Source organism: Gardnerella sp. CCPDSM (genome assembly GCF_056754715.1).
The window spans coordinates 1-514 of sequence record NZ_JBQEQO010000065.1 but is presented as its reverse complement, the minus strand read 5'-3'; the positions used below and the strand labels follow the sequence as shown (position 1 = coordinate 514).

At 43.0% G+C, this 514-nt stretch carries 1 protein-coding gene; it reads left to right on the top strand.

All coding sequences use genetic code 11. The features are described 5' to 3' along the window. Positions 1 to 514 (top strand): head maturation protease, ClpP-related (locus ACTJLE_RS06540; RefSeq protein WP_481267914.1); only part of this gene is annotated, 514 nt, incomplete at its 3' end.

The window sequence follows — 514 nt, the reverse complement described above, 5'->3', positions numbered from 1 at the left end:
ATTACACCACAACTTTTTAAAGACGAGTTAAACGCTGGTAGTGGAAATATTACCGTATGGATTAACTCGCCTGGTGGGGATTGTGTGGCTGCGGCACAAATCTATAACATGCTCATGGATTACAAGGGTTGTGTGACGGTAAAGATTGACGGGATTGCGGCGTCGGCGGCATCGGTTATTGCGATGGCTGGGACAAAGGTTTATATGAGCCCGGTGTCAATGCTTATGATTCATAATCCTATGACTGTTGCTTTTGGAAACAGAAACGAAATGGAAAAAGCAATATCAATGCTTGATGAGGTCAAAGAGTCCATTATTAACGCTTACGAGATTAAAACAGGGCTTAACCGTGTGAAACTCTCGCATTTAATGGATTCGGAAACGTGGATGGATGCTAACAAGGCGGTAGAACTCGGGTTCGCGGACGGTGTTTTAACTAGAGGTGAAACCGCTGATATTGGCATACCACAAGTTTCAACATTGTATTCAAAATTAAGCGTGCAAAACACGTTAT